Origin of the sequence: Amycolatopsis melonis, assembly GCF_040064235.1 — a bacterium.
Taxonomy (GTDB): Bacteria; Actinomycetota; Actinomycetes; order Mycobacteriales; family Pseudonocardiaceae; genus Amycolatopsis; species Amycolatopsis melonis.
Window position 1 is genome coordinate 227,411 of record NZ_JBDZYD010000016.1, and the last position, 24,197, is coordinate 251,607.

Annotated in this window: 28 protein-coding genes and 1 pseudogene; 13 read left to right on the top strand and 16 right to left on the bottom strand. The window is 71.9% G+C overall.

Translation table 11 applies throughout. From position 1 onward, the window contains the following. Nucleotides 1-10: 10 nt before the first annotated feature. Nucleotides 11-835: a helix-turn-helix transcriptional regulator gene (locus tag ABJI51_RS37250; RefSeq protein ID WP_348955833.1), complete on the bottom strand. Its 825-nt coding sequence runs from the start codon at nucleotides 833-835 to the stop codon at nucleotides 11-13. Between the two features lie 50 nt (nucleotides 836-885). On the opposite strand from ABJI51_RS37250, the gene ABJI51_RS37255 reads away from it, so the two are divergent. Beyond that, on the top strand, nucleotides 886-1,449 hold the full coding sequence (locus tag ABJI51_RS37255) for a YceI family protein (protein ID WP_348955834.1): 564 nt from the start codon (nucleotides 886-888) through the stop codon (nucleotides 1,447-1,449). Here the strand turns inward: ABJI51_RS37255 and ABJI51_RS37260 are convergent. Together ABJI51_RS37260 and ABJI51_RS37265 are read right to left on the bottom strand one after the other, a co-directional pair. Further along, a complete protein-coding gene (locus ABJI51_RS37260; RefSeq protein ID WP_348955835.1) occupies nucleotides 1,421-1,990 on the bottom strand; it encodes a dihydrofolate reductase family protein in 570 nt (189 codons plus the stop codon). The two genes, ABJI51_RS37255 and ABJI51_RS37260, sit on opposite strands and share 29 nt — an antisense overlap. 26 nt (nucleotides 1,991-2,016) lie before the next feature. Continuing rightward, on the bottom strand, nucleotides 2,017-2,490 hold the full coding sequence (locus ABJI51_RS37265) for a MarR family winged helix-turn-helix transcriptional regulator (RefSeq protein WP_348955836.1): 474 nt from the start codon (nucleotides 2,488-2,490) through the stop codon (nucleotides 2,017-2,019). 73 nt (nucleotides 2,491-2,563) lie between these two features. On the opposite strand from ABJI51_RS37265, the gene ABJI51_RS37270 reads away from it, so the two are divergent. Beyond that, nucleotides 2,564-3,001 carry an SgcJ/EcaC family oxidoreductase gene (locus tag ABJI51_RS37270; RefSeq protein WP_348955837.1) on the top strand — a complete coding sequence of 146 codons (438 nt, stop codon included), beginning with the start codon at nucleotides 2,564-2,566 and terminating at the stop codon, nucleotides 2,999-3,001. Next, nucleotides 2,998-3,243 carry an SDR family NAD(P)-dependent oxidoreductase gene (locus ABJI51_RS37275; RefSeq protein ID WP_348955838.1) on the top strand — a complete coding sequence of 82 codons (246 nt, stop codon included), beginning with the start codon at nucleotides 2,998-3,000 and terminating at the stop codon, nucleotides 3,241-3,243. Before ABJI51_RS37270 ends, ABJI51_RS37275 begins: the two co-directional genes overlap by 4 nt. Before the next feature lie 343 nt (nucleotides 3,244-3,586). On the opposite strand, the gene priA is transcribed toward ABJI51_RS37275, so the two are convergent. Continuing rightward, on the bottom strand, nucleotides 3,587-4,324 hold the full coding sequence (priA, locus tag ABJI51_RS37280; protein WP_348955839.1) for a bifunctional 1-(5-phosphoribosyl)-5-((5-phosphoribosylamino)methylideneamino)imidazole-4-carboxamide isomerase/phosphoribosylanthranilate isomerase PriA: 738 nt from the start codon (nucleotides 4,322-4,324) through the stop codon (nucleotides 3,587-3,589). Nucleotides 4,325-4,360: 36 nt separating this feature from the next. Beyond that, on the bottom strand, nucleotides 4,361-4,978 hold the full coding sequence (gene hisH, locus ABJI51_RS37285) for an imidazole glycerol phosphate synthase subunit HisH (protein ID WP_348955896.1): 618 nt from the start codon (nucleotides 4,976-4,978) through the stop codon (nucleotides 4,361-4,363). Between the two features lie 139 nt (nucleotides 4,979-5,117). Here hisH and ABJI51_RS37290 point away from each other — a divergent pair, with 139 nt between their 5' ends. The 3 genes and pseudogenes from ABJI51_RS37290 (at nucleotide 5,118) to ABJI51_RS37300 (ending at nucleotide 7,101) form a co-directional block, all read left to right on the top strand. Beyond that, complete coding sequence (locus ABJI51_RS37290) at nucleotides 5,118-5,294, top strand: hypothetical protein (RefSeq protein WP_348955840.1); 177 nt, start codon at nucleotides 5,118-5,120, stop codon at nucleotides 5,292-5,294. A gap of 49 nt (nucleotides 5,295-5,343) precedes the next feature. Continuing rightward, a complete protein-coding gene (locus ABJI51_RS37295; RefSeq protein ID WP_348955841.1) occupies nucleotides 5,344-6,516 on the top strand; it encodes an acyl-CoA dehydrogenase family protein in 1,173 nt (390 codons plus the stop codon). 38 nt (nucleotides 6,517-6,554) lie between these two features. Further along, nucleotides 6,555-7,101: pseudogene (locus ABJI51_RS37300) on the top strand (NIPSNAP family protein). 12 nt (nucleotides 7,102-7,113) lie between these two features. Here the strand turns inward: ABJI51_RS37300 and ABJI51_RS37305 are convergent. After that, nucleotides 7,114-8,007 carry a transketolase family protein gene (locus ABJI51_RS37305; protein WP_348955843.1) on the bottom strand — a complete coding sequence of 298 codons (894 nt, stop codon included), beginning with the start codon at nucleotides 8,005-8,007 and terminating at the stop codon, nucleotides 7,114-7,116. Nucleotides 8,008-8,011: 4 nt separating this feature from the next. After that, entirely contained in the window at nucleotides 8,012-8,704 is a 693-nt protein-coding gene (locus ABJI51_RS37310) for a thiamine pyrophosphate-dependent enzyme (RefSeq protein WP_348955844.1), read from the bottom strand. Nucleotides 8,705-8,756: 52 nt separating this feature from the next. Between ABJI51_RS37310 and soxR the strand changes: the two genes are divergently transcribed. Continuing rightward, on the top strand, nucleotides 8,757-9,218 hold the full coding sequence (soxR, locus tag ABJI51_RS37315; protein ID WP_348955845.1) for a redox-sensitive transcriptional activator SoxR: 462 nt from the start codon (nucleotides 8,757-8,759) through the stop codon (nucleotides 9,216-9,218). Between the two features lie 34 nt (nucleotides 9,219-9,252). Continuing rightward, the gene (locus ABJI51_RS37320) at nucleotides 9,253-9,798 is read left to right on the top strand and encodes an RNA 2'-phosphotransferase (protein ID WP_348955846.1); all 546 of its coding nucleotides are present in this window, start codon (nucleotides 9,253-9,255) and stop codon (nucleotides 9,796-9,798) included. Nucleotides 9,799-10,179: 381 nt separating this feature from the next. Here the strand turns inward: ABJI51_RS37320 and ABJI51_RS37325 are convergent, their stop codons facing one another. Beyond that, nucleotides 10,180-10,773 carry a TetR/AcrR family transcriptional regulator gene (locus ABJI51_RS37325; protein WP_348955847.1) on the bottom strand — a complete coding sequence of 198 codons (594 nt, stop codon included), beginning with the start codon at nucleotides 10,771-10,773 and terminating at the stop codon, nucleotides 10,180-10,182. A 204-nt stretch (nucleotides 10,774-10,977) separates the two neighbouring features. On the opposite strand from ABJI51_RS37325, the gene ABJI51_RS37330 reads away from it, so the two are divergent. Beyond that, entirely contained in the window at nucleotides 10,978-13,173 is a 2,196-nt protein-coding gene (locus ABJI51_RS37330; RefSeq protein WP_348955848.1) for an MMPL family transporter, read from the top strand. 511 nt (nucleotides 13,174-13,684) lie between these two features. Here ABJI51_RS37330 and ABJI51_RS37335 read toward each other — a convergent pair. Beyond that, nucleotides 13,685-14,725, bottom strand: coding sequence for an epoxide hydrolase family protein (locus ABJI51_RS37335; protein ID WP_348955849.1), 1,041 nt, complete (start codon nucleotides 14,723-14,725; stop codon nucleotides 13,685-13,687). Nucleotides 14,726-14,762: 37 nt separating this feature from the next. Here ABJI51_RS37335 and ABJI51_RS37340 point away from each other — a divergent pair, with 37 nt between their 5' ends. Beyond that, a complete protein-coding gene (locus ABJI51_RS37340) occupies nucleotides 14,763-15,326 on the top strand; it encodes a TetR/AcrR family transcriptional regulator (protein WP_348955850.1) in 564 nt (187 codons plus the stop codon). Between the two features lie 4 nt (nucleotides 15,327-15,330). Here the strand turns inward: ABJI51_RS37340 and ABJI51_RS37345 are convergent, their stop codons facing one another. Then, complete coding sequence (locus tag ABJI51_RS37345; protein ID WP_348955851.1) at nucleotides 15,331-15,489, bottom strand: hypothetical protein; 159 nt, start codon at nucleotides 15,487-15,489, stop codon at nucleotides 15,331-15,333. 17 nt (nucleotides 15,490-15,506) lie between these two features. On the opposite strand from ABJI51_RS37345, the gene ABJI51_RS37350 reads away from it, so the two are divergent. After that, the gene (locus ABJI51_RS37350; RefSeq protein WP_348955852.1) at nucleotides 15,507-16,223 is read left to right on the top strand and encodes an MBL fold metallo-hydrolase; all 717 of its coding nucleotides are present in this window, start codon (nucleotides 15,507-15,509) and stop codon (nucleotides 16,221-16,223) included. Here the strand turns inward: ABJI51_RS37350 and hisB are convergent. Genes hisB through hisD form a run of 3 tightly spaced genes read right to left on the bottom strand, consistent with a single transcriptional unit; the run spans nucleotide 16,220 to nucleotide 19,238 of the window. Continuing rightward, a complete protein-coding gene (gene hisB, locus ABJI51_RS37355; RefSeq protein WP_348955853.1) occupies nucleotides 16,220-16,819 on the bottom strand; it encodes an imidazoleglycerol-phosphate dehydratase HisB in 600 nt (199 codons plus the stop codon). The genes ABJI51_RS37350 and hisB overlap by 4 nt on opposite strands. Further along, on the bottom strand, nucleotides 16,816-17,916 hold the full coding sequence (locus tag ABJI51_RS37360; RefSeq protein ID WP_348955854.1) for a histidinol-phosphate transaminase: 1,101 nt from the start codon (nucleotides 17,914-17,916) through the stop codon (nucleotides 16,816-16,818). The genes hisB and ABJI51_RS37360 overlap by 4 nt, the downstream gene beginning before the upstream one ends. After that, nucleotides 17,913-19,238 (bottom strand): histidinol dehydrogenase, encoded by a 1,326-nt coding sequence (hisD, locus tag ABJI51_RS37365; RefSeq protein ID WP_348955855.1) that lies wholly within the window; start codon nucleotides 19,236-19,238, stop codon nucleotides 17,913-17,915. The genes ABJI51_RS37360 and hisD overlap by 4 nt, the downstream gene beginning before the upstream one ends. A gap of 84 nt (nucleotides 19,239-19,322) precedes the next feature. On the opposite strand from hisD, the gene ABJI51_RS37370 reads away from it, so the two are divergent. Beyond that, nucleotides 19,323-20,117, top strand: a complete 795-nt coding sequence (locus ABJI51_RS37370) for a carbon-nitrogen hydrolase family protein (RefSeq protein ID WP_348955856.1) — start codon at nucleotides 19,323-19,325, stop codon at nucleotides 20,115-20,117. Between the two features lie 79 nt (nucleotides 20,118-20,196). Here the strand turns inward: ABJI51_RS37370 and ABJI51_RS37375 are convergent, their stop codons facing one another. The 3 genes from ABJI51_RS37375 to eccB are packed head-to-tail and all read right to left on the bottom strand — an operon-like array spanning nucleotide 20,197 to nucleotide 22,960. Further along, on the bottom strand, nucleotides 20,197-20,838 hold the full coding sequence (locus ABJI51_RS37375) for a response regulator (protein ID WP_348955857.1): 642 nt from the start codon (nucleotides 20,836-20,838) through the stop codon (nucleotides 20,197-20,199). Further along, nucleotides 20,835-21,527: a response regulator gene (locus tag ABJI51_RS37380; protein WP_348955858.1), complete on the bottom strand. Its 693-nt coding sequence runs from the start codon at nucleotides 21,525-21,527 to the stop codon at nucleotides 20,835-20,837. Before ABJI51_RS37380 ends, ABJI51_RS37375 begins: the two co-directional genes overlap by 4 nt. A gap of 11 nt (nucleotides 21,528-21,538) precedes the next feature. Next, on the bottom strand, nucleotides 21,539-22,960 hold the full coding sequence (gene eccB, locus ABJI51_RS37385; RefSeq protein ID WP_348955859.1) for a type VII secretion protein EccB: 1,422 nt from the start codon (nucleotides 22,958-22,960) through the stop codon (nucleotides 21,539-21,541). A gap of 141 nt (nucleotides 22,961-23,101) precedes the next feature. On the opposite strand from eccB, the gene ABJI51_RS37390 reads away from it, so the two are divergent. Further along, on the top strand, nucleotides 23,102-24,130 hold the full coding sequence (locus ABJI51_RS37390) for a type VII secretion protein EccE (RefSeq protein ID WP_348955860.1): 1,029 nt from the start codon (nucleotides 23,102-23,104) through the stop codon (nucleotides 24,128-24,130). The last annotated feature ends 67 nt before the right edge of the window (nucleotides 24,131-24,197 follow it).

The following is a 24,197-nucleotide window of genomic DNA, read 5'->3' on the forward strand; positions in this document are numbered from 1 at the left end:
ACGAAGTCGATTACGTGGGAGGTAACGCCAGCGCCGCACGGGTCGCGTCGTCGGCGGGCACCAGGATCCGCAACCGCAGCTCCGGATGCCCCGCCGGGACGCTCTGCAGCTGGTGCACCACCAGCGCGCCCAGCCTCGCGTGCCGGATCGTCTTGCGCGCCGGTTCCATCGCCCGGACGTCGTGGGCCGCCCACCACTCCCGGAACGTCGCGCTCTCCGCGGACAACGCCGCCACCAAGTCCACAAAGGACTGTTCGCCGGGCCGCCGGGCGTACTCCGCACGGAAGTCCGCGAGGTTCGCCCGCGCCGTCTCGGCCCAGCCGTCCACTCCGGACCAGTCCGTGGCGAACAGCCACCACAGCAGGTTGGGACGCGGCGCCGCCACCAGGTCGTGCAGCACCAGGGCCGCCGCCGCGTTGTGAGCGAGGACGTCCAGCCGCGGGCCGAGCAGGTACGCCGGGTGCGGGAGCAGCCCGCCGACGATCTCGGCCAGCTCGGCGGGCGCGGCCCGCGGGAAGTCCCCGGCAGGCCGGGAGAGCCCGGCGAGCTGGAACAGGTGCGCGTGCTCGGCAGGCGTCAGCCGCAGCGCCCTGGCGAGCGCGTCGACCACCTGCGGCGACGGCGTGACGTCCCGGCCCTGCTCCAGCCACGTGTACCAGGAGACGCCGACTCCGGCGTGCTGCGCGACCTCCTCGCGCCGCAGCCCCGGCGTCCGGCGGCGGCGCCCGTCGTCGGCCAGCCCGATGTCGGCCGGGCGGACGGCGGCGCGGCGCGTGCGCAGGAAGTCCGCCAGCTCCTGGCGGCGGACGGCCGAAGGTGGTGGTGCCGGACCCACGATAACCGCTCCTCTCCCCCTTTCCGCGGTCCTGCGGAAGCGTGGGGATCATGACACAGGCATCCGACATTCCCGGCTACGTAGCCGGCACGTGGACCATCGACCCCGGCCACTCCGAGGTCTCCTTCACCGTCCGCCACCTCATGCTGACCAGGGTCCGGGGCCGGTTCAGCCGGTTCTCCGGGCAGCTGACCACCGCCGAGAACCCTCTCGAATCCCGGGTCACGGCCGAGATCGACATGACGTCGATCGACACGAACAACCCGCAACGCGACGACGATCTGCGCTCCCACGACTTCTTCGAAACCGCGAAGTACCCGGTGATGACGTATCGCTCGACGTCCCTGGAACCCGGCTTCCTCCTGCGTGGCGACCTCACCTGCCACGGCGTCACGGCCGAGGTGCCGCTGAGCCTGGAACTCAACGGCTTCGGCCGCGGCCGCTTCGGCGACACGCGCGCGGCGTTCACCGCCACCGGCGAACTCAGCCGCAAGGCGTTCGGCATCAGCATCGACCTGCCGCTGGAGGGCGGCGGCGTCGTGATCGGCGACCGGATCGCGCTCACGCTGGAGATCCAGGCCGTACTCAGCGGTGCGGCACCGGCCGGTAGGTGAGTTCCTGGGTGTGGCCGTCGAGCGTCCGGCTCTCCAGCAGTTCGAGGTCGAAGTCGGGCACTCCCTGGAAGATCGGCGCCACCCCGGTCCGGCCGGTGAGCACGGGGAAGATCGTCACCTGGACCCGGTCGACCAGGCCGGCGGCCAGCAGCGCCCGGTTCAGCGCGAGGCTCCCGTGCGAACGCAGCGGCACGTCGGACTCCTCCTTGAGCCGGGCGACGACCTCGGCGGCGTCCCCCGGCAGGATCGTCGCGTCCGGCCAGCCGAGCGGCTCCCGCAGCGTGTTGGACACGACGAAGGCCGGCAGCTCGCGCATCCGCGCGATCCAGGGGTCCAGTCCCCGGGTGCTCCCGCCCAGGATCGCGGCGTTCTCCCGGAAACCGGTGGCCCCGAAGACCATCCGCTGCTCCTCGTCGTACTGGCGGCGACGGCGGTCGAGGAACTCCGGGCCCTGCTTGCCCCAGTAGCCGCCCCAGTCGCCATCGTGGGCGCCGAAGCCGTCGAGGCTGGAAAAGACGTCGAACGTGTAGGTCGCGGTCATCGTGCTCTCCTCGGGTCTCACCCTGGCTACGAACGGCTCCGGCGCCGTTCGACAACGGCCGTGCGAATTTCTTCCGACGCCTGCCGGTAGGCCGGCGCCGCGCGCGCGAAGTAGTCGAACAGCAGCTCCTGCTGTTCGGGTGAATACGCGCCGAGCACCTCGGCGATGCGGCCGCGCGCCGGGCCGACGATGTCCTCGACGCCGGCGAGCGCGTCCGGCACCGGCTCGACGAGCACCTTGCGCCGGTCGGCCGGGTCGGCGGCGCGGCGCACGTAACCCGCGCGTTCGAGCCGGTCGATCAGCCGGGTCGTCGCGCCGGTCGTCAGCCCGGTGCGGGCCGACAGCTCGCCCGAGGTCAGCGGGCCTTCCAGGTCGAGCAGGCTGAGCGCGTACCACTCGGTCGCGTGCAGCCCGGCGGCTTCCGCACCGGCCAGGCCGTGCAGGCCCACCGCGTCCAGGTACCGCCGGAAGACCACCCGCCGCTCGTCGGGACTTGCCATCTCGTCGTCCTCCTGCCTAATATCTGCATGTGTGCAGATACTGCACACGGGAAGCTAAGTATAGGAGACGACCATGCAGACCACCGACCGGACGACCGTCACCGCCGTGCTCGACTTGCTCGCCGACGCCTGGGGCCGCGGCGACGCCGACGCCTACGGCGCGCACTTCACCGAAGACGCCACGTACGTCACCTTCGTCGGCACGAAGTACTCCGGGCGCGACGACATCGCCGGCAGCCACCGCGTCCTGTTCGGGAAGTTCCTCAAGGGCACCAAGCTCGCGCACGAAGTCCTGGACGTGCGCTTCCTCGGCGCGGACGTCGCGGTCGTGACCAGCCGCGGCGACACCTACACCGGCGCAGCACCGAAGAAGCTGTCGAAGGTGCAGACGTACACGCTGGTCCGCGACGGCGGCCGCTGGCTCGTGGCCGCGTTCCAGAACACCCAGCGCAAGCCGCTGCTGGAGCGCGTCTCGTTCGCGTTCGCCCCGGAAACGAAGCCGAAGCAGTGAAGGCACTGGTCACCGGCGCCGGCACCGGGATCGGGCGCGCGTTCGCCACGGCACTGGCCGCGGCGGGATACTCGGTGACGGCGGCGGGCCGCCGCGAAGACCGGCTCAAGGACGTCGTGCGCGCGCTCGGGCCGGGCCACGACCACCTGGCGGCGGACCTGGCCACCGCGGACGGCCTGCGGGCGGTCACCGACCGGCTGGCCGAAGCGCCGTGCTCGACCTCAACTGCCGCGCGGTGGTGACGCCGGCCCACACCTTCCTGGCCCGGGCCAGGCCGGGAGCCGCCTTGGTGAACGTCTCGTCGACACTGGGGTTCGCCCCCAAAGCCGGGGCTGGGCGTCTACAGCGCCACCAAAGCGTTCGTGACGTCGTTCCCGGAAAGCCTATGGCACGAGCAGAAAGACCGCGAGGTCCACGCGCCAGGGCGTGACCGCGACAGGGTCCCAGCAGACAGGCGACGTCCCGGCCTGGCTGGTGCAGACGCCGGAGGAAGTCGCCGCCCGCTGCGGGACTGGGAAGGGCCCAAAGTGGTGTCCGGACAGCACAACGCCGCGATCACCGGGCTGCTGACCCGGCGAACCGAGGTTAGGCCTTCGCGACCGCGGCCAGCGCCTCGGGCAGCGTGAACGCGCCCGCGTACAGCGCCTTCCCGACGATCGAACCCTCGACGCCGTCGGAGGCCAGGCCCGCCAGCGCGACCAGGTCGGCCACGCTCGACACCCCGCCGGAGGCGATCACCGGCGCGTCGGTGCGGGCGACGACGTCCCGCAGCAGCTCCAGGTTCGGGCCGCGCAGGGTGCCGTCCTTGCTGACGTCGGTCACGACGTAGCGGGAGGCGCCGTCGCGGTCGAGGCGGTCCAGGACCTCCCACAGGTCGCCGCCGTCGGAGGTCCAGCCGCGGGCCGAGAGCCGGTGGCCTGCCTCGGTGATCCGCACGTCCAGGCCGATCGCGACGCGGTCGCCGTACTCGCCGATCACCCGCGCGGTCCACTCCGGGTCCTCGAGCGCGGCGGTGCCGAGGTTGACGCGGCGGGCGCCGGTGGCCAGCGCGGCCTTCAGCGACGCGTCGTCGCGGATGCCGCCGGACAGCTCGACCTGGACGTCGAGCTTGCCGACGACCTCGGCGAGCAGCTCGCGGTTGCTGCCCTTGCCGAAGGCGGCGTCGAGGTCGACCAGGTGGATCCACTCGGCGCCGTCGCGCTGCCAGGCGAGCGCCGCTTCGAGCGGGCTGCCATAGGAGGTCTCGGTGCCGGCCTCGCCCTGGACGAGTCGCACGGCCTGGCCATCGGCCACATCAACGGCGGGAAGCAGCGTGAAAGTCACGCCGGTAACTCTAAGGCGGAGACGCCGGCCACCCGGTCAGAGGGTCGCGAGCCAGTTCCGCAGCAGGTGCGCCCCGGCGTCGCCGGACTTCTCCGGGTGGAACTGGGTGGCCCACAGCGGCCCGTTCTCCACCGCCGCGACGAAGTCCTCGCCGTGGTTCGCCCAGGTGACCTTCGGCTCCTGGCCGGGCAGCCCGTCGAGCTCCCACTTGCGCGCGGCGTAGGAGTGCACGAAGTAGAACCGCTCCGCCGGGTCCAGGCCGGCGAACAGCTGCGAGTCCGACGGCGCGCGGACGGTGTTCCAGCCCATGTGCGGCAGGACGTCGGCGTGCAGCCGGTCGACCGTGCCGGGCCACTCGCCCGTGCCGTCGGTCTCCTCGCCGTGCTCGACGCCGCGCGAGAAGAGGATCTGCATGCCGACGCAGATGCCCAGCACCGGGCGGCCGCCGGCGAGGCGCTTGCCGATGATCCGGTGCCCGCCCACCCCCAGCAGCCCCTCCATGCAGGCGGAGAAGGCGCCGACACCGGGCACGACCAGGCCGTCCGCCTCGATGGCGGCATGCGGGTCCGCGGTCACTTCGACGTCGGCTCCCGCGCGCGCCACGGCGCGTTCGGCGGAGCGGAGGTTGCCGGAACCGTAGTCGAGGATCACCACACGAGACACAGTGCTCAGCGTAGCCGCCGGGTCCACCGAAAAACGTGGGGGAGAGACGTTTCGACGTCCCCGTGACGGGGTATCAAGTCACCCGATCGTGTGGCCTCAGACCGCGCGACCGGACGCCGAGGAGGCGAAGATGGCCGAGGACGATCTGCTGTCCCGCATGCTGAACGCCTGGCGTGACGACATCGACAGCGTCCCGTTCCCGCAGTTCAGCGAGCTGCTGATCCCTCGCCAGCAGACCTGGCCGCGCCGGCCCGCCCCTGCTTCTGCTGCGCGCGTGACGAACGCCACGCCGAGGACAGACGCCTGACTGTGGTTTCCTGCGGGGGCCGCACCGACGCGTCCCCTGGGAGCCCCTCATGAGTGACCGCCCCGACCCGCACGACTTCCTCGACCTCGACGCCGGGCTCGCCGAGGAGGAACGCGCCATCCGCGACGCCGTCCGCGCGTACGCGAAGGACCACCTGCTGGACCGGGTCGCCGACTGGTACGAAACGGGCGCGCTTCCCGCCGCGGAGCTGGCGAAGGGCTTCGGCTCGCTGGGGCTGCTCGGCATGCACCTGGAGGGCTACGGGTGCGCCGGCACCAGCGCGGTCGCCTACGGCATCGCCTGCCGCGAGCTCGAAGCCGTCGACTCGGGGCTGCGCAGCTTCGTCTCGGTGCAGGGGTCGCTGGCGATGTACGCGATCCACCGGTGGGGCAGTGAGGAGCAGCGGCAGGAGTGGCTACCGCGGATGGCCACCGGCGACGCGCTGGGCTGCTTCGGGCTGACCGAGCCGGACGCGGGCAGCGACCCGGGCTCGATGCGGACGCGCGCGGTGCGCGACGGGTCCGACTGGGTGCTCTCGGGCACGAAGATGTGGATCACCAACGGAACCGTCGCCGACGTCGCGGTCGTCTGGGCGCAGACCGACGACGGGATCCGCGGCTTCGTCGTCCCGACGTCGGCGCCGGGGTTCACCGCGAACGAGGTCAAGCACAAGCTGTCGCTGCGGGCGTCGCTGACGGCGGAACTGGTCCTCGACGGCGTGCGGCTGCCGGATTCCGCGGTGTTTCCCGAGGTCCGGGGGCTGCGCGGGCCGCTGTCGTGCCTGAACGAAGCCCGCTTCGGGATCCTCTTCGGCGTCGTCGGCGCGGCGCGGGCGTGCTACGAAGCGGCGCTGGAGTACACGCTGTCGCGCTCGCAGTTCGGCAAGCCGCTGGCCGGGTTCCAGCTGACCCAGCGGAAGCTGGCCGACCTGGTGGTCGAGGTCAACCGCGCCGGGCTGGTGGCGCTGCAGATCGGGCGGCTCAAGGACGACGGCACGCTGCACCACAACCACGTGAGCTTCGGGAAGATGGCGAACGTGCGGTCGGCGCTGGAGGTGGCCCGGACGGCGCGGTCCATGCTGGGCGCGAACGGGATTTCCCTGGAGTACCCGGTGATGCGGCACATGGCGAACCTGGAGACGGTGCTGACCTACGAAGGCACCGAGGAGATGCACGCGCTGTCACTCGGTCAGGCGGTGACGGGGCTGGCCGCGTTCCGCTGATCCGGTTTTTGTCGGGGGTGGCCGGTAGCTTCCGCGGCATGACCTTCACCGACTTCGAAACCGTACTGGAACTGCGTCGCTACACCCTGCACCCGGGGCGGCGCGACGAGCTGATCGAGCTGTTCGAGCGCGAGTTCGTCGAGCCACAGGAGGCCGCGGGCGCGCACCTGTTCGGGCTGTTCCGCTCGCGCGCGGCCCCGGACCATTTCGTGTGGCTGCGCGGGTTCCGCTCGATGGAGTCCCGCAAGGCCGCGCTGGAAGAGTTCTACTTCGGCCCGGTCTGGAAGGAGCATCGCGACGCGGCGAACGCGACGATGCTCGACTCGGACGACGTCCTGCTGCTGCGCCCCCTCCGGCGCGGCCTCGCCACACCACCCCCGGGCACCGGCCTGCACGTGACGATCTCCCCCCGGTTCGGTGGCCCCACCACCGTCGGCCTTCGCGGCGTTCGAAACCGAGCCGTCGGAGAACACGTTCCCGCGGCTGCCGGTGCGCACCGACGGCCCGTGGTCGGTGTGGTTCAGCCGCGAGCCGTCGGAGACGTCCCTGGAACTGGAGGCGACTGCACGGTCACTGATCCGCTGAACGGAGTCCGGCCTACTCGCCCAGGAACTGCCTGATCGACAACCGCAGCGACCCGGCGTCCAGCCCGTGCGCCAGGTCGTGGTCGGCGATGCTGCCGTAGCTGCGCACCTCCGCGTCACGGCGGACGCCCAGCGAGCGCAGCCGGTGCGGCACGTCGGCCAGCGCCTCGGCCACCTGGTGGGCCGACGTGCCCGCCAGGTACGGCTCGACCAGGACGACGTCCGCGGTGGCGGCCGAAACCGCCGACCGCAGACCGGCGGCGTCGAACGGCCTGATCGTCGAGGCGTACAGCACCGTGACGTCCAGGCCGGCCGTCGCGCGCAGGACGCGGTCCAGCACCGGGCCCACGGCGACCACCACGCCGCGGGTGCCGTGCCGCAGCCGCGTGAAGCCGACCCCCAGGTGGGCGGCTGCGTTCTCCTGCGCCGAAAGCCGCAGGTAGACGCGGCCGTCGCCGGGGACCGACTCCAGCAGCAGGCGGCGCGCTTCCTCCGGGTGGCCGGGCACGTGCACGGTCCAGCCGGGCAGCGAGTCGATCAGGGCGACGTCGCCCGGGGACTGGTGCGTGCGGCCCGCCGTCGACATGTCGTAGGACGCGCCCCACGACACCAGCACCCCGCCGGCCTCCTGGTGCGAGAAGTCGAGCTTGACCTGCTCGAACGCGCGCTCCACCAGGAACGACGGGAAGGTGTGCACGATCGGCCGCAGCCCGGCGAGCGCCAGCCCGGCGCCCGTGCTGACCAGCAGCTGCTCGCGGATGCCGACGTTGATCACCCGGTCCGGGTGCCTCCGCGCGGCGCCCGCCAGCTGGGCGGCGGAGATGTCGGCCAGGACGATCGCGACGTCCGGGTCGGCGTCGACGATCTGCTCGGCGGTCTCCAGGAACGTTTCCCGCATCGGCGACATCGGTTCAGCCCTTCGGTTCGACTACGGCGACCACGGCCAGCGGACGGCCGGGATGGGAGGTGGTGAAGGCGTCGTACAGCGCGTCGTGATCGCGGCCGGGAACCGTGCGCGTTTCCCAGCCTTCGACGGCGAAGCGGCGGGCGATCCCGCCCGGCCAGCCGCGGGTCGACGACTGGTTGTCGATCACGACGGTGGTCAGGTTCTCCAGGCCCGCCCGCGCCGCGACGACGATCGCCTCGTGGTTGGAGCCCTCGTCCAGCTCTGCGTCGCCGACGAGCGTCACGACCTTGGGGCGCGTCAGGCCGCGTGCCCGCAGGCCGAGCGCGGTGCCGAAGGCGATCGGCAGGCCGTGGCCGAGCGATCCGCTGGAGATCTCGACGCCGGGAATCCGGCAGCGGTCGGGATGGTGCCCCAGCCGTGACATCGCGTCGGACCACGTCGGCAGCTCGGCTTCGTCGATGAAGCCTTTCGCGGTGAGCACGGCGTAGTACGCCATCGGGCCGTGCCCTTTGGACAGCAGGAAGCGGTCGCGGTCGTCGTCGCGGAAGTTCTCCGGGGTGACGTTCAGCACGCGGTCGTAGAGCACCCACAGGACGTCCACAGTGGACTCGGCGGCGGCGATGTGCTTGTCGTCGCCGGTCATCAGCGCGATCAGCCGGGGCAGGTCGGCGTAGCCGGGTTCGGTCACAGTGGTCATGACCCGACGATGCAACCTCGACTAAACTCGAAGTCAAGGATAGCCTGACCTCGTGACGAGGCTCGCTGAACATCTCAGCATCGGACAGGTGGCGGAACGCAGCGGGGTTCCGCACACGGCACTGCGGTTCTACGAGGAGAAGGGGCTGATCAGCTCGGAGCGGTCGGCGGGCAACCAGCGCCGCTACTCGCGCTCGGTGCTGCGCCGGATCGCGTTCATCCGTGCCGCGCAACGGGTCGGGCTTTCCCTGGAGGACATCAGCTCCGCGCTGGCGACGCTGCCGGTGGACCACGCCCCGACGAAGGCCGACTGGGCACGGCTGTCGCGCGACTGGCAGCACGAGCTCGACGCGCGGATCGACGCCCTGCAACGGCTTCGCGACCGGCTCACCGGCTGCGTCGGCTGCGGCTGCCTTTCGCTGCGCAGCTGCGCGCTCTACAACAACGACGACGAGCTGGCCCGGTACGGCCCGGGCGCGAGCAAGCTGCGGCCGGCGACCGAAGGCGGCATCTAAACCGCTTGCGCCCGGGGCGCATGCTGAAGGCGGAATGAACGAAAAAGAACTGATCCGCCTTTCGAAGCGGCTGGCGCGGCACCTGCGTCACGATCCGGCCGCCCTCGGCCTCACCCTCACCCCGGACGGCTGGGTGGCGGTCGACGCGCTCCTCGGGGCGCTGCGCGCCCACGGCTTCCCGGTCACCCGCGCCGAACTCGACGAAGTCGTCGCGACGAACACCAAGCGCCGCTTCGCCTTCGACGAAACCGGCACCCGCATCCGCGCAAACCAGGGCCACAGCGTCGCGGTCGACCTCGGCCTCCCTGACGCCACCCCGCCGGACGTGCTCTACCACGGCACGGTGGCAAAGTTCCTGGACGCGATCTTCCGCGAGGGCCTGCGCCCGATGAACCGCCACGCGGTCCACCTCTCGGCAACAACCGACACGGCCCGCACGGTCGCCGCCCGCCGCGGAAAGCCGGTGATCCTCCGCATCGACGCGGCCGCCATGACGGCGGCAGGCCACCGCTTCCAGGTAAGCGCCAACAACGTCTGGCTCACCACAACAGTCCCCCCGCCCTACCTAACCCTCACCTAACCCCGACACCCGCCCAATCACGCAAGACACCCCTCCAGTCACGCGAGATTCCCCTCCAGCCACGCGAGATTCCCCGCCAATCACGCCTGATGCCCGCCTGATCACGCGAGATTCCCCGCCAATCACGCCTGATGCCCGCCTGATCACGCGAGATCCGCCTCCAATCACGCGAGATCCGCCTTCCGTCACGCGAATCCCGCCGCCAATCACACGAGTCCCGCGCGTCGTCCGCCTGAGCACGCGTGTCGTCCCCCGGAGTACGCGAACCGACCCTCCAGATACGCGAACCGACCCTCCAGATACGCAGGCCGACCCTCCAGGTACGCAGGCCGACTCTCCAGATACGCAGGCCGACCGTTCAGATACAGCCGTCGCCCGGCCTCAAGCGGACGCGACTGCCTGCGACGTCCGGCGGCGGGGCCGTCCGAGCAGGCGGCGGCCGACGTCCAGCAGTTCCGTGCGGAGTTCGTCGTCGCCCAGGACCGCCAGGTCCGGGGAGCCGCCCGCCATTGCGAGGCCCGTCAGCGCCACCATCGCGCTGACGCGCTCGGCCGGGGTCGGGTCGGGGCCGGACAGGATGCCGAGCAGCGCCTGGCCGAAGCCCTCCATGCCGCCGTGTGCCGACTTCTCGATCGCGCGCACGATGCCCGGGTCGCTGGAGAACAACGCCACCAGCGCGCGGTGGCGGATCACCAGGTCGACGAACCCCTCCAGCAGGACGTCCACCTGCGCGCCCCGGCGCTTCTGCGCGGCCGCGCGCCGGACCAGCTCGTCCAGGTCGCGGACGCCCGGCTCGGCCACCGCCTCGGTGATCTCCGCCTTGGTCTTGAAGTGGTAGTACACGGCCGCCTTGGTGATCCCCAGCGCGTCGGCGATCATCTGCAGCGAAGTGCCCTCGACGCCGTGTTCGGTGAACAGGCGCAGCGCGGTCTGCAGCAGTCGGGTCCGGGTGTCCTCGGCCGGGCCGGCGGTCATTCTTCCTCCTCAGCAGCCGTCGGAGCGTACGTCACTCCCTGTCGATCGGCAAACGCGCCTCCTAGCCGATCGGCAGGTAACCCGCTTGCTGTTCGGCAAGTCACATACTTGCCGAACGGCTTGGAACCGTCCTTGCCGATCGGCTAGCTTGGAACTCACTTGATGGAGTGAACTGACCCCGTTCGGGCGAAACGGAGCTGACTCGTGGCGACCTTCCTGTACCGGCTCGGCCGGTTGTCCTTCCGACGCAGAGCGCTGGTCGCGGCCGTCTGGGCGGCCGTCCTCGTGGCACTCGGCCTGGGGGCGCTGACGTTGTCGGGCCAGCTGTCCAACTCGGTGACCATCCCCGGCACCGAGTCGCAGCGGGCGATCGACCAGCTGACCGAGAAGTTTCCGCAGGCCAACGCCGGTGGCGCCACCGCGCGCGTCGTCATCGAAGCTCCCGCCGGGACCACGGTGACCGACGCGAAGGGCAAGGCCGCGGTCGAGGCGCTGGTCGGCAGGCTGAAGACGGCGCCGAAGGTCGCCGCCGTGGTGGACCCGTTCCAGGCGCAGTCGATCTCACCCGATCGGCGCGTCGCCCTCGCCCAGGTCAGTTACGGAGTGAAGGCATACGAAATCACCGACGAGGACCGTCAGGCGTTGCTCGCCACCGCCGACGCGGGCCGCGCCGCCGGGTTCGCAATCGAGTTCGGCGGTGACGCGGTGCAGGGCGTGCCCCCGACCGGCGCCACCGAAGGCCTCGGCGTCGCGGTGGCCGCCGTCGTGCTGATCATCACGTTCGGCTCCCTGGTCGCCGCCGGCATCCCGCTGCTCACCGCCCTGATCGGCGTCGGCACCGGGATGGCGGGCATCTTCCTCGCCTCCGGGTTCCTGGAGCTGAACTCGAACACGCCGGTGCTCGCGCTGATGATCGGCCTGGCCGTCGGCATCGACTACGCGCTGTTCATCGTGTCGCGCTACCGGCACGAGCTGAGCATCGGCCGGGATCCGGAAGAGGCGGCCGGACGCGCGGTCGGCACCGCCGGCTCGGCCGTCGTGTTCGCCGGGCTCACGGTCATCATCGCGCTGGCCGGGCTGACCGTCGTCGGCATCCCGTTCCTCGGCCAGATGGGCGTGGCCGCCGCGGTCACCGTCGCGGTCGCCGTGGTCATCGCCCTGACGCTGCTGCCCGCGGTGCTCGGCTTCGCCGGACGGCGGGTGGCCGGCGGCCGTATCCGGCTGCGCCGCACGCCGGCCCAACGGACGCACGGCGAGCGCTGGGCGCGGTTCGTCGCCCGCCACCGCATCCCGGTGCTGCTCGTGGCGCTGGCCGGGCTGGCCGTCGTCGCGCTGCCGGCGTTGAGCATGCAGCTCGGCCTGCCGAACGACAGCACCGCCGCGCCGGAATCGACGCAGCGAAAGGCGTACGAAATCGCCAGCCGCAGCTTCGGCGAGGGCTCGAACGGGCCGCTGCTGGTAGTCGTCGACACGGGCGCGAGCACCAACCGCCAAGCCGCACTCGGCCAGGCGGCGGCGGACATCCAGAAGCTGCCGGACGTCGCGGCCGTCACCCCGCCGCGCTTCAACCAGACCGGTGACACGGCGTTGCTCACGGTGATCCCGAAGAGCGGCCCGAGCAGCACGCAGACCGAGGACCTGGTGGCGGCGATCCGCACCGAGTCGGGCGTCCTGGAGAACGCGACGGGCGCGAAGCTGGCGGTCACCGGCCAGACGGCGGCGAACATCGACGTGTCCGAGAAGCTGTCGGACGCGATGCTGCCGTACCTGGCGCTGATCGTCGGGCTGGCGTTCGTGCTGCTGATGCTGGTGTTCCGGTCGGTGGTGGTGCCTCTGAAGGCAACGATCGGGTTCCTCGGCTCGGTGGCGGCGACGTTCGGCGCGGTGGTCGCGGTGTTCCAGTGGGGCTGGCTGACGGATCTGCTCGGCGTCTCCTCGACGGGCCCGATCATGAGCATGCTGCCGATCCTGCTGATCGGCGTGCTGTTCGGGCTCGCGATGGACTACCAGGTGTTCCTGGTGACCCGGATGCGCGAAGAGCACGTCCACGGCGCGGAGCCCCAGGAGGCAATGGTGACCGGCTTCCGCCACGGCGCGCGCGTGGTGGTCGCGGCGGCCCTGATCATGATCAGCGTGTTCGCGGGCTTCGTGCTCGCGGAGTCGTCCCTGATCCAGTCGATCGGCTTCGCGCTGGCGTTCGGCGTGCTGGTGGACGCGTTCGTGGTCCGCATGACGCTGGTCCCGGCCCTGATGTCCCTCCTGGGCCGCGGCGCGTGGTGGCTGCCGAAGTGGCTGGACCGCATCCTCCCGAACGTCGACGTGGAGGGCGAGAAGCTGACCAGCCAGCTGGACAACGCCCCGGGCGACGACGGCCGAGAGCTGGTCGGCGCAGGCCGCTGAGCTGGTCGGCGCAGGCCGCTGAGCCGGTTGTCCACAGTCGGCCGGGGCTGTGGACAACCCGGCTCGGGCCGGGGTTTTGTCGGGGGCCGCCGGTAGACTGGACTTGGGCACGCCCCCCTGGGAGTGGCGGGGGCTGAGGTGGGCTGGGCCGCGGCGGGGGAAAAGCTTGGTGGTGCTGCTGTACTGAGGGGCACTTTCCGTTCGTGGGACGTAAGGAAAGGGCCCTTCAGTACGGCCTGAGTCAGCCGATCACCTGACGGCGCCGCCCCGATGACATGAATGAGTCATTCACGACACCGCAGTGGCGCCAGCACCGCCCAGGCCCGGGCGACAACCCTTCGAAATCACCCGACCTGCACAAACGACATTGCCGGGGGCGAAGCACGGCTAGGTCGGGCGGACGGCGACAAGGCGCAGCCGCCGGTGCCGCATCCACCGCGGCGGGCCCGGCTCACGGGATGGTCCGCGAAGTCCACTCGGCCGGAACCGCTCTGAAGGAGCGCTTTCCCGTTCAGCCAGCCAGCTTGACCGCCCGGCGGAGGTCGTCGGCATAGGCCTCGGGCTGCTCCCAAGCCGCGAAGTGACCGCCGACCGGGTGCTCCACGTACTCGCGGACGTCCAAGAACACCTCCGCATAACTTCGCGGCTCCGGCTTCGTGTCCTGCGCGAACACCGAAAGCACCGTCGGCGTCTCGACCCGTGCGGGCAGGGTGGCCGGTTCGGTGTAGGTGGCGAACGACGTTCCGATGGTGCCCGTCACCCAGTACGCGGTGATCCACGTCAGCAGCTCGTCCACCGTGAAGGCGTTCTCGCCCGACCAGGACTGGAGTTTCTCGGCGATCCACGCCGCGAGGCCGGCAGGTGAGTCGCCGAGTGCGACAGCGAGGGTGTTCGGTCGCGTCGACTGCTCCGCGATATACCCGCCCTCCGCACGGAACCACTGTGCCGCGCGGGTGACGTAAGCCGCCGCGGTGGGGGTTAGCTTGGCCGGGTCTGCCGTGACGGCTCGCTGGGGTGCGACGTTCGTCAGGTGCAACGCCGCCACGCGGTCCGGGTGCGTCGCCGCCAGGATCTCTGCGACGGTGCCGCCCACGTCGCCGCCGGACAGTGTGTACCGCGGGTAGCCCAGCTCGGCTAGTGCCTCCGCGATGATCCCGGCCATCCGGCCTGCCGACATCCCTGGCTCGGTGAGCGGTGCGGCGAACGGGAAACCCGGCAGTGCGGGCACCACCACGTGCAGGTCCGCCAGCAGCGGCAGGACGCGCTCGAACCGCAGCACCGAGTCCGGCCAGCCGTGCAGCAGCACGACGACCGGGGCGGCGGGATCCGCCGACCGCTGGTGGACCACCCTCAGGTCCGTGCCGCCCGCCCGGACCGTTACCCAGGGCAGCTTGCCGATGCGGCGCTCGTGCACTCCCCAGTCGTAGCCGTTCGCCCAGCGGTCCAGCAGCTCGGCGAGGCGGGGGCCGGCGATTCCCCGCGTCCCGTCCTCGCTCCACGGGGTGGTGACCCGCCTTGTCCGGCGGATGCGGTCTCGCGTTTGCTCGTCCATGTGTATCAGCGTACACATGATGTGTATGCTCGTACACATGAGTTTGCGGGACGCGGCCGCCACCCGGCGGCGGATTCTGGAGCACGCGCGGCGGCAGTTCGCCGGGCACGGGTACACCGCCGTCACGGTCAAGGGCGTTGCCGACGCGGCCGGGGTCTCGCCCAACCTCATCACCCGCTACTTCGGTGGCAAGGACGGGCTTTTCCTCGCCGCGACGCAGGTCGAGATCCCGGTCGAAACCTCCTTCGACGGCGACCTGTCGACTCTCGGGGCACGCCTCGCGGCGAACATCGTTCAGCGCTGGTTCGGCGGTCCGGGGCAGGATCCGCTGCTGGTGCTGCAACGCGCCGCCGGTGAGCGGCCGGAGGCGGCTGAGGCGCTGGCCGCGTTTCTCGACACCAACTCACTGGAACCGCTGTATCGCTACCTGCGCGACAGCGGACTGGACGACGGCGACGCGCGCGACCGGGCCGCCGCGATCGATGCCTTCGTGCTCGGCGTCTCGACCCGGCGCCGGGTCCTGCGTTCCGGGCTCGGCGAGCCTGCCGAACTCCAGGCCTGGCTGGGCGCCACCATTCAACGTCTCGCCGACGGCGAGTGAGGACCTAGCTCGAGAACCAGAAGATCGCCCCGCCGATGGCGAGCAGGGCCGCGATCCCCAGCACCACCGCCAGGAACTTCGCCGTCTTCCAGGTCGAATAGACCCCACCCACCAGGAAACCGCCCAGGGCGAGCAGGAGCACGCCGACCACACCACTGTCCACGCCGGTTAGGGTGCCACATGCCGTTCGACCTGACCGTGCTGGGCAGTGCCAGTCCCTATCCGCGGCCCGGACAGCCCTGCTCCGGGTACCTCGTCCGCTCCGAAAGCGCCACCGTCTGGCTCGACGCCGGCCCCGGCACCCTCGCCGCGCTGCAGGAACACACCGCGCTCACCGACGTCGACGCCGTCTGGATCTCGCACCTGCACGCCGACCACGTCGCCGATCTGCTGCCCGCCGTCTACGCCCTGCTCTTCGCCGATCTCCGGCCCGCCCGGCCGATGCCGCTCTACGGGCCGCCCGGGATCGGGGACCGGCTCCGGGACTTTCTCAGCAACACCGGGCCCGCGCCGATCGAGCAGGCCTTCCAGGTCCACGAACTGCACGACGGCCACCACGCCGAGGTCAACGGCCTGACCCTCGCCAGCACCGCCGTCGAGCACGGCTTTCCCGCTTTCGGCGTCCGGGTCACCGACGGCGATCGCGTGCTCGCCTACTCCGGGGACACCGGCCCGTGCGCCGCCCTCACGGAGCTCGCCGCCGGGGCCGATCTCTTCCTCTGCGAGGCCGACAGCCCCGAACCGTCCGATGTGCACCTGACACCCGAAGACGCCGCCCGCGCCGCTCAGGGCGCCGGGCAGCTCGTGCTCACCCACCTCGGCCCCTTCCTCACGCCGGAAGAGGCCGGCGAGCGCGCCGGGACCGACGCGCTCGCCGTGCCGGGGGCCGTCTTCTAGAGCACGCCCTTCGTCGACGGGATGCCGCCCGCCCGCGGGTCCGGCTCGGTGGCCGCGCGCAGGGCCCGCGCCACCGCCTTGTACTCCGCCTCCGCGATGTGGTGCGGGTCGCGGCCGTGGATCACGCGCACGTGCAGCGCGATCTGCGCGTGGAACGACAGCGAGTCGAACACGTGCCGCGTCAGGACGAACGGGTAGTTGCCGCCGATCGTGAAACTGTTGAACTGCTCCGGCTCGCCGACGTGCACACAGTACGGGCGCCCCGACACGTCGATCGCCGCGTGCGCCAGCGTTTCGTCCATCGGGATCCACGCGTCGCCGAAGCGGCGGATGCCGCTCTTGTCGCCCAGTGCCTGGCGGATCGCCTGGCCCAGCACGATCGCCGTGTCCTCCACCGTGTGGTGCGCGTCGATGTGGACGTCGCCGGTCGCCTCGACCTTGAGGTCCAGCGAGCCGTGGACGCCGAACGCCGTCAGCATGTGGTCGTAGAACGGCACGCCGGTCGAGATCTCGACCTCGCCCGTGCCGTCGAGGTCCAGCTGCACGAAGATCGAGGACTCCTTGGTCGTCCGTTCGACCTTGCCGATGCGGGTCATCGCGAGACTTCCTTACTCGCCTCGAGGAAGGCGTCGTTCTCTTCCGGGGTGCCGATGCTCACCCGCAGGTGACCGGGGATGCCGGGGTCGCGGATCAGCACTCCGGCGTCCAAATAGGACTGCCAGGCGGCCGCCGGGTCGCTGAACCGTCCGAAGAGGACGAAGTTCGCGTCGCTCGGGACCGGGTCGTAGCCCAGTCCCGCCAGCGCTTCCACGACGCGGTCGCGTTCCGCGGCCAGCTTGTGCACACTGTCCAAAGTGGCGTCGGCGTGCCGCAGCGCCGCGCGCGCCGCCGCCTGCGTCAGGCGCGAAAGGTGGTACGGCAGGCGGACCAGCTGCAGCGCGTCGACGACCGCGGGCGCCGCCGCCAGGTACCCGAGCCGCCCGCCGGCGAAGGCGAACGCCTTGCTCATCGTGCGCGACACGATCAGCCGCGCCGGGTAGTCGGCCAGCAGCCCGACCGCGCTCGGCTGCGCCGAAAACTCCGCGTACGCCTCGTCGACGACGACGATGCCGGTGGCCGCGTCCAGCACCGTGCGCAGCTCGTCCAGCGGGATCGAGCCACCCGTCGGGTTGTTCGGGCTGGTGACGAACACGATGTCCGGCCGCCGGTCGCGGATGAGCTCGGCCGCCGCGGCGGTGTCCAGCGTGAAGTCCGCGCGGCGCGGCGCCGGCACCCACTCGGTGCGCGTGCCCGACGCGATGATCGGGTGCATCGAATACGACGGCTCGAAGCCGAGCGCGCTGCGCCCGGGACCGCCGAACGCCTGCAGGATCTGCTGCAGCACCTCGTTGGACCCGTTGGCGGCCCAGACGTTCGCCTCCGACAGCACCACCCGCGTCGACACGCTCAGGTAGTCGGCCAAGTCCTGGCGCAGCGCCACCGCGTCCCGGTCCGGATAGCGGTGCAGCTCGGCGGCTTCCGCACGGACCGCCTCGGCGACGTCGGCGACCAGCTCCGGCGGCGGCGGGTACGGGTTTTCGTTGGTGTTGAGCCGGATCGGGACGTCCAGCTGCGGCGCCCCGTACGGCGACTTGCCGTGCAGGTCCTCGCGCAGCGGCAGCGCGTCCAGGGTGATCTCCTCGCCGATCGTCATCGGACGGCACCTCCGAACCGTGCGGTGATCGCCTCGCCGTGCGCGGGCAGGTCCTCGGCGTCGGCCAGCGCGACGACCTGCCCGGCGACCTCGCGCAGCGCGTCCTCGGAGTAGTCCACGACGTGGATGCCCTTGAGGAAGCTCTGCACCGACAGGCCCGAGGAGTGGCGGGCGAGCCCGGCGGTGGGCAGCACGTGGTTGGACCCGGCGCAGTAGTCGCCGAGCGAAACCGGGGCGTACGCGCCGACGAAGATGGCACCCGCGTTGCGCACCCGGGCGGCGACTTCGCGCGCGTTCGCCGTCTGGATCTCCAGGTGCTCGGCGGCGTAGGCGTCGACGACGCGCAGTCCATCCTCCACTGTGGACACCAGGATCACGCCGGACTGCTTGCCGCCCAGCGCTTCGGCGACGCGCTCGGAGTGCTTGGTCGCGGCGACGCGGTGCGCCAGCTCCTTGTCGACGGCGTCGGCGAGCTGCTCGGACGTCGTCACCAGGACGCTCGCGGCGAGCGGGTCGTGCTCGGCCTGGCTGATCAGGTCGGCCGCGACGTGCACCGGGTCGGCCGTCTCGTCGGCGAGGACGGCGATCTCGGTCGGGCCTGCCTCGGCGTCGATCCCGATCAGGCCGCGCAGCAGCCGCTTGGCCGCGGTGAGGTAGATGTTGCCCGGCCCGGTGACGATGTCGACCGGGGCCAGCTCGGTCCCGTCGGTGTCCGTGCCGCCGTACGCCAGCAGCGCGACGGCCAGCGCGCCGCCGACCGCCCAGACCTCGTCCACGCCGAGCAGCTCGGCCGCGGCGAGGATCGTCGGGTGCGGCAGCCCGCCGAACGCGGCCTGCGGCGGCGAGCACACCACCAGCGAGCCCACGCCGGCGATCTGCGCCGGCACGACGTTCATCACCACGGTCGAGGGGTAGACGGCCAGCCCGCCCGGGGCGTACAGGCCCACGCGCTCGACTGGCACCCACTTCTCGGTGACCGTGCCGCCGTCGACGACGGTCGTCGTGACGTCGGTGCGGCGCTGCTCGGCGTGCACCTTCCGGACCCGGGCGATCGACTCCTCCAACGCGGCGCGCACGGCCGGGTCCAGCTGCGCCAGCGCCTGCGTCAGCTCGGCACGCGGCACCCGCACGGCGCCGGGACGGACCTTGTCGAACTTCTCGGTGTACTCGAGGACGGCTTCGACACCGCGGTCGCGGACCGCCTCGACCACCGGGCGCACGTGATGCAGCGCCGCGTCCACGTCGTATTCGGCGCGAGGCAGCGTGGCGCGCAGTTCGGCGGCGGTCGGGACCTGCCCGCGCAGGTCGGTGCGGTTCAACATGCCCTCAAGGGTACGAGGTCACACTGAGGCGTCCGTCGGCGATACTCCCCGAGGACGGCCGATCCCAGCATGCAGGAGGCAGCGGTGGCGCGAATCGCGTTGTGCCAGGTCAACTCGGGCGACGATCCGGAGGCGAACCTGAAACTCGTTCGCTCCCGCGTGGAGGCCGCCGTGGCCGACGGCGCGCGGATCGTGGTGTTCCCCGAGGCGACGATGGCGCAGTTCGGGCGTCCGCTGGCGCCGGTGGCCGAAGCGCTGGACGGCCCGTGGGCCTCGGCGGTCGCGGCACTGGCCGCCGAGCACGACGTGGTCGTCGTCGCCGGGATGTTCACCCCCGCCGAGGACGGCCGGGTCCGCAACACGCTGCTGATCACCGGCGGCGGGCACCACCGCGGCTACGACAAGATCCACCTCTACGACGCGTTCGGCTTCGCCGAGTCGGACACCGTGGCGCCCGGCACCACGCCGGTGACCTTCGACTGCGACGGCGTCGTCTTCGGCGTCGCGACCTGCTACGACGTGCGGTTCCCCGAGCTGTTCCGCGCGCTGGCCGACGACGGCGCGGACGTCGTCCTGCTGCCGGCGTCCTGGGGCGCGGGCGAGGGCAAGCGCGAGCAGTGGGAGGTGCTCGTGCGGGCACGCGCCCTCGACTCGGGCTGCTGGGTGCTGGCGTGCGGCCAGGCCGACCCCGCGGCGACCGGGGTTCCGGTGAACCCGAAGGCGCCGACGGGCATCGGGTACTCCCTGGCCGCCGACGGCTTCGGCCGGGTGGTGACCCAGGCCGGTCCGGGCACGGAGACCCTGCTGGTGGACGTCGACCCGGCGATGGCGGCCCAGGCCCGCGCGGCGACCGGCGCCCTGGCCAACCGGCGCCTCTGACCCTTCCGATGGCGGCACTTTCACGTGAAAGTGCCGCCGGCGGGAGGCGGGCACTTTCACGTGAATGTGGCGGGTCGGGTCAGCGGAGCAGGCCTTCGCGGATGGCGACCCGGACGAAACCCGCGCGGCGGCGCTCGCCCGTCTTGTCGCGGATCCGGTCGAGGTACGACCGGACGGTCCGCACGCTGATGTCGAGGATCTCCGCGACGTCGACGTCCCGCTCCCCCGCCGCGACCAGGCGCAGCACCTGCTTTTCCCGTTCCGACAGCACGATCTTCGGTCCCGCGTGCCGTTCCTCGCTGTCCTGGATGATCATCCCGGCCAGCGTCGGGGACACGTACGCGTTGTCGTCGGCGATCGTGCGGATCGCGCGCAGCAGCTCGTCGCCGTCGACGTCCTTGGACAGGAAGCCCTTCGCGCCCGCCTGCATCGCGCCGAGGACCTCCGGCTGTTCCGCGTGCGCGGACACCACCAGCACCTTGTGCCCCAGGTGCCCCACTTCCAGGACCGCGGCCGCGTCCTGGACGCCCCGGAGCTTGAGGTCGAGCACGACGACGCTGCCCGCAGGCTGGTCCTGGACGGCGAACCGGGCCACGGAGTCCGCGACCGCGCCCAGCTCGATGTCCGGGGCCTCGGTGAGGACGCGGGTCAGCGCGTACCGGTAGAGCGGGTGGTCCTCGATCACGCCCACCTGGATCCGCCGCGCGGAGGCGTCGCTCATTTGCGTCCGCGCCGCGGGTCCGTGCCACCCATCAGGCCGCGCCGGATGGCCTCCTTGACCAGGCCCGGCCGCCGCCGTTCGCCGGTCTTGTCGCGGATGCGGTCGAGGTAGCCGCGCACCGTGCGGACGCCGATGCCGAGGATCAGCGCGATGTCGACGTCGCGCTCCCCCGCCGCGACCAGCCGCAGCACCTGCTCCTCCCGCGGCGACAGCTCGGCTTCGGCCGAGACGGCGGGACGGTCGGCATTGTCCTTCATGATCATCCCCGCCACCACCGCGGAGACGTACGCGCCGCCGCCCGCCACCGTCTTGATCGCGATCAGCAACTCGTCCGCGTCGACGTCCTTCGACAGGAACCCGCGCGCACCCGCGGCGATCGCGCCGAGCACGACCTCCGGCTCCGCCTGAGCCGACACCACCAGCACGTGGTGGCCCAGCTCGCAGACCTCCAGCACCGCCGCGGCGCCCGCGACCCCCGGCAGGCCGAGGTCGAGCAGGACCACGCTGCCCGGCGGCTGCCGGTGCACGTGGAACCGCGCCACCGAGTCGACCACCGCGCCGAGTTCGACGAAGTCGGCTTCGGCCAGCACGCGTTCCACCGAAACGCGGTAGAGCGGATGGTCCTCGATCACCGCGACGCGGACCCGCCCCTGGTCCACCGCGTCGCCTGCCGAACGCTCTTCTGTCATGTGCACGACTTTCACCCCGTTCCACCCGACGGGGCCGGCCGCCCGGCCGTGGCCGGATCCAGCGCGGGGCCCGTCGGCACCAATGCCAGCAAACTACCTGCGACCGGCGGCCTGGCGGCTCCTCCGTAGCCCAGCGAGGCCAGTGCCTGCGCGTTCACCACCGGGTACTTCCGGCCCGTGTCGGTCACCAGGTAGGTGGTGACCGAGCCGGCTTCGACGACGACGGCGCCGCCCGAGGGAGGCACGTACACCTCGTCCGCCACCCGTGCTTCGGTCCTCGTGGTGACCTGGATGGCCTTCGCCCCGGGGGAAAGCGGGAATTCGGCCGAAACGAGCAACCGGCTGCCCTGAACGCACAACGTGACGGAGTTGCCCGTGATCGGCGCCTTGCCGGGGATACGGTCGGGGTAGGCGGCCGGGTCGGCGCCGCCGGTGCGGGGCGCGGCGACCTTCGGCACCGCGGCGACGTCGGCCGCGCGGACCTCCGCCGGCGCGGGCGGCCCGGAGTAGGCCGCGGCGTTGGCCGCGGTCGTCACCAGCAGGCTCGCTTCGGTCTGCCCGACCGGTTCGAGACCGTCGCGGCGCACCAGGTAGTACGACGTCGCCGCGCCGGGCGCCGCCATCGCGTCCACCACGGCGAGGACTTCGCCGACGCGGGTGCCGCGCCCGCCCACCGCGGGCCCCGGGTTCCCGGCGCCGTCGACCGGCAGCGCGGTGAGGTCGCGCCCGGCCGGGACGGTGTCGATCCACCGCGCGGACACCGCGATCGTCGGGTAGCTGTCGAACTGCAGCGCGGCCGCGGCTTCGTCGCTGAGCTTGTGGCGCCGCCCGCCGGTGAGCAGGAAGCGTTCTCCCTGCGGCAGCCGGACGATCACGCCCTGGTCCCGCGGCAGCTCGATCCCGGACGCCGGCGCGGCCAGCAGCACGGCGGTAAGCGGTTCCTGCGACGCGGGCGCGTCCTGCGTGGTGCGGCTGCAGCTGGTCCACGGCGCGCTCACCAGCGCGCCCGGCGCGGGCAGCGAGTCGGGCGCGCCCGGGATGCCGATCGCGGCACCGCGGCCGGCCTTGCCGAGGTTGGACGGCGACACCGAGACGGTCGCCTCGCCGTTGCCGCCGGCCAGCAGCCGCGCGGACGAGTAGTTGAGCACGGGGTGCAGCACGCCGTCGGCACCGAGCACGAACCGCGCGCCGGTGCCCTCCTCGACGATCACCTTGCCGCCCGCCAGCCAGTCCTTGCCGCCTGCCGGGTTCAGCAGCCCGATGACGCCGAAGACGGCGGTGACGAGCAGGGCGGCCGCAAGCCCCAGCACGGTGGCGAGGACGAGACGGCGGCTGGGCGAGACGGGGTGGTTGGCGTCGGCGGCGACGAGCGCGGAGACGAGCCTGCGGCGGAGGAACTGGTACGCCTGGATCTGGTCCCGCTGCGTCCACACGCTGTCGTGCCCCCGGGTGTGCGTCGTCCCTCCGAGCGGCCGATGGTAGGCAGCGCGTCCCGCGCGCGGCGAGGGTAATTTTTACGCCCACGCCACACTTGGGGAGGCAGTAGCGTCGGCGGCCAGGGGAAAGGGGAGCCCGTGTCCGTCGCTACCGCCGTCCGCCCGGCACCGTCCCGGCCCGCCGCGACGCCGGTGCCGTGGCTGCTGCCGATCCGGCCGCTGCAGGCCGCGGTGTGGGAGCTCGCGGCGATCGCCGCCCTGCTCGCGTGGACGATCGACGGCGTCGCCCAGCCCGCGCGGATCGGCGTCACCGTGGCGGCCGGGCTCGTGGTGCTGCTGACGTCGGTGCGGTTCGCCGGACGGCACCTGGCGGGCTGGGCGCTGACCTGGACGGCCTTCCGGCTGCGGCGCCACGACACGCGCCGCGAGAGCCCGGACCCGCTGCACTGCGTGGCGGGGCCGGTGAAGGTGCGCCAGCACGTCGACCGCGCCGGCAACCGCTTCGGCGTCGCCGAGGTCGACGGCGGCTGGAGTGCGATCGTGCGGTTGACGCCCGGCGCGGACGCACCGGGTCCGCTGCTGGACATCCTGCGTGCGGCCTACCGGCGGCCGGACGTCCCGCTGGCGTCGGCGCAGCTGCTGACGTGGGCCATTCCGCGCGGCGAGCAGGTGCTGCGGGTGCGGTGGCTGGCCGTCCGGTACCGGCCGGATCTGGCTCCCCTCGCCGCGCTGGCGCGGGGTGGCGGTGATCTCGGGGCGTTGCGCAGTACTGCTTCTGCCGCGTTGAGCCTGATGGGGTTGCTGGCGGAGGCCGGATATCAGAGCACCGTGCTGGAAGCCGGGGAGCTGGCTCAGGAGCTTCGGGTGGCGCTGGGCGTTCAGGGATCCGCCGGTGCTCCGCCCGAGCGGTGGCGTTCCTGGGTGTGGGGTGAGTCCACTCAGGTCTGCTTCTCGCCGCGGTCGGCTTCCGTCGGGGATTTTGCCGTTCCCGGTGCTGCTTTCACTGCTACCTCGTACACGCTGACGCGTACTCCTGGGGGCCGGGAGCGGACCGAGGTGACCGTCCGGGTCGGGGGTCGTTCCGGTTCTGCGCCGGGGTTTCCGGCTGTTCCCTTGCATGGACGGCACGGCTTCGGAGTGCGGCGGACTCTTCCTCTTGCCCTTTAGGGTGACGAACCGCAGCTTCACCTCTTCGAGTGATGACGGGTGTTCGAATGCCGGGCACTCTGGGGTC

Bases quoted from the DNA above. Each gene is read 5' to 3' on its own strand.
- ABJI51_RS37305 (WP_348955843.1), bottom strand. From the start codon at position 8,007: ATGTCGCCGATGCGGGAAACGTTCCTGGAGACCGCCGAGCAGATCGTC.
- ABJI51_RS37360 (WP_348955854.1), bottom strand. From the start codon at position 17,916: ATGACGATCGGCGAGGAGATCACCCTGGACGCGCTGCCGCTGCGCGAG.
- ABJI51_RS37260 (WP_348955835.1), bottom strand. From the start codon at position 1,990: ATGACCGCGACCTACACGTTCGACGTCTTTTCCAGCCTCGACGGCTTC.
- ABJI51_RS37335 (WP_348955849.1), bottom strand. From the start codon at position 14,725: ATGGACGAGCAAACGCGAGACCGCATCCGCCGGACAAGGCGGGTCACC.
- ABJI51_RS37290 (WP_348955840.1), top strand. From the start codon at position 5,118: ATGGCCGAGGACGATCTGCTGTCCCGCATGCTGAACGCCTGGCGTGAC.
- ABJI51_RS37325 (WP_348955847.1), bottom strand. From the start codon at position 10,773: ATGACCGCCGGCCCGGCCGAGGACACCCGGACCCGACTGCTGCAGACC.
- ABJI51_RS37350 (WP_348955852.1), top strand. From the start codon at position 15,507: ATGCCGTTCGACCTGACCGTGCTGGGCAGTGCCAGTCCCTATCCGCGG.
- ABJI51_RS37270 (WP_348955837.1), top strand. From the start codon at position 2,564: ATGCAGACCACCGACCGGACGACCGTCACCGCCGTGCTCGACTTGCTC.
- ABJI51_RS37380 (WP_348955858.1), bottom strand. From the start codon at position 21,527: ATGACAGAAGAGCGTTCGGCAGGCGACGCGGTGGACCAGGGGCGGGTC.
- ABJI51_RS37295 (WP_348955841.1), top strand. From the start codon at position 5,344: ATGAGTGACCGCCCCGACCCGCACGACTTCCTCGACCTCGACGCCGGG.
- ABJI51_RS37320 (WP_348955846.1), top strand. From the start codon at position 9,253: ATGAACGAAAAAGAACTGATCCGCCTTTCGAAGCGGCTGGCGCGGCAC.
- hisB (WP_348955853.1), bottom strand. From the start codon at position 16,819: ATGACCCGCATCGGCAAGGTCGAACGGACGACCAAGGAGTCCTCGATC.
- hisD (WP_348955855.1), bottom strand. From the start codon at position 19,238: ATGTTGAACCGCACCGACCTGCGCGGGCAGGTCCCGACCGCCGCCGAA.
- ABJI51_RS37265 (WP_348955836.1), bottom strand. From the start codon at position 2,490: ATGGCAAGTCCCGACGAGCGGCGGGTGGTCTTCCGGCGGTACCTGGAC.
- ABJI51_RS37310 (WP_348955844.1), bottom strand. From the start codon at position 8,704: ATGACCACTGTGACCGAACCCGGCTACGCCGACCTGCCCCGGCTGATC.
- ABJI51_RS37255 (WP_348955834.1), top strand. From the start codon at position 886: ATGACACAGGCATCCGACATTCCCGGCTACGTAGCCGGCACGTGGACC.
- ABJI51_RS37375 (WP_348955857.1), bottom strand. From the start codon at position 20,838: ATGAGCGACGCCTCCGCGCGGCGGATCCAGGTGGGCGTGATCGAGGAC.
- ABJI51_RS37340 (WP_348955850.1), top strand. From the start codon at position 14,763: ATGAGTTTGCGGGACGCGGCCGCCACCCGGCGGCGGATTCTGGAGCAC.